Source organism: Pseudoflavonifractor gallinarum (genome assembly GCF_014982855.1).
In the GTDB taxonomy this organism is placed as follows: Bacteria; Bacillota; Clostridia; order Oscillospirales; family Oscillospiraceae; genus Pseudoflavonifractor_A; species Pseudoflavonifractor_A gallinarum.
In genome coordinates, this window is sequence record NZ_JADCKF010000031.1 from 1 (window position 1) to 1,142 (window position 1,142).

Consider the following 1,142-nt stretch of genomic DNA (forward strand, 5'->3'; position numbering starts at 1 on the left):
TAGCTGTACAATCTTCTCGGACATGGTTTGCTGTCTCCTTTCGAATGGTGGTGTCGCAACTTCATTCTACCAGAGATCTGCAAACCATGTCTTTTTTTGTTTTTGCGAAACTTATTCTACCTGACCAAAATAAAAATGACATGGGCCGGTATGCGGATCAGAGTAGATCCGCATACCGGCCCATACAAAATCCATCCGCTTTTCAGCAACAAAAAAGCCTTGAAAACCGAAGTTTTCAAGGCTTTTTGGAGCTGCTATCCGGATTTGAACCGGAGACCTCATCCTTACCAAGGATGTGCTCTACCTACTGAGCTACAGCAGCAAATGGCGACGCGGAAGGGACTTGAACCCTCGACCTCCGGCGTGACAGGCCGGCGTTCTAACCAACTGAACTACCGCGCCATTTCTACTCTATATCATCAGCGTTTACTGTTTTTTCTGTGGCAGGGGCAGAAGGAATCGAACCCTCGGCACGCGGTTTTGGAGACCGCTGCTCTACCTGCTGAGCTATACCCCTACATGGTGGGCCTTCACGGGCTCGAACCGTGGACCGACCGGTTATGAGCCGGCTGCTCTAACCAACTGAGCTAAAGGCCCATTACCGGTGTTCGGTTCTTCGTAAGAAGAGAATGGCTTGCCGCCATGATTCGTGACGGCAAGCCGCACTCGTTTCTGGCTCCCCCTGTTGGACTCGAACCAACGACCCTGCGGTTAACAGCCGCATGCTCTACCGACTGAGCTAAGGAGGAATATAAAAGGGTCCGGTCTGGTCAGACCAGACCCTCTCTTGTGTTGGCATTACCTATTTTCCCGGTCCGTCTCCAGACAAGTATCTTCGGCGCAGATGAGCTTAACTTCCGTGTTCGGAATGGGAACGGGTGGACCCTCACCGCAATCAACACCAACTTACTTTTCTCCGAGAAGAAAAGTAAGCAAAAGAAATTCTATTTCTTCTCCTTACCGTTCTTCTCAACGATAAGCTATTATATTCAATTTTCATCTCTTTGTCAAGAGAAAATTGGTGACCCGTACGGGAATCGAACCCATGTTTGCGGCGTGAGAGGCCGCCGTCTTAACCGCTTGACCAACGGGCCATTGGTGCACCTTCAGGGATTCGAACCCGGGACCCACTGATTAAGAGT

The 1,142-nt window shown here is 50.3% G+C and carries 6 tRNA genes and 1 rRNA gene; all 7 read right to left on the minus strand.

Annotation, left to right across the window (positions count from 1 at the left end):
• Nucleotides 1-246: 246 nt before the first annotated feature.
• Nucleotides 247-322, minus strand: a tRNA-Thr gene (locus INF37_RS15545).
• Nucleotides 323-325: 3 nt separating this feature from the next.
• Nucleotides 326-402: transfer RNA gene (locus INF37_RS15550), tRNA-Asp, on the minus strand.
• A gap of 39 nt (nt 403-441) precedes the next feature.
• A tRNA-Trp gene (locus tag INF37_RS15555) sits at nt 442-517 on the minus strand.
• A 3-nt stretch (nt 518-520) separates the two neighbouring features.
• Nucleotides 521-597: transfer RNA gene (locus INF37_RS15560), tRNA-Ile, on the minus strand.
• A gap of 76 nt (nt 598-673) precedes the next feature.
• Nucleotides 674-749 (minus strand) — tRNA-Asn (locus tag INF37_RS15565).
• A 41-nt stretch (nt 750-790) separates the two neighbouring features.
• Nucleotides 791-906: ribosomal RNA gene (gene rrf / locus INF37_RS15570) — 5S ribosomal RNA — on the minus strand.
• A gap of 113 nt (nt 907-1,019) precedes the next feature.
• A tRNA-Glu gene (locus INF37_RS15575) sits at nt 1,020-1,094 on the minus strand.
• Nucleotides 1,095-1,142 lie beyond the last annotated feature (48 nt).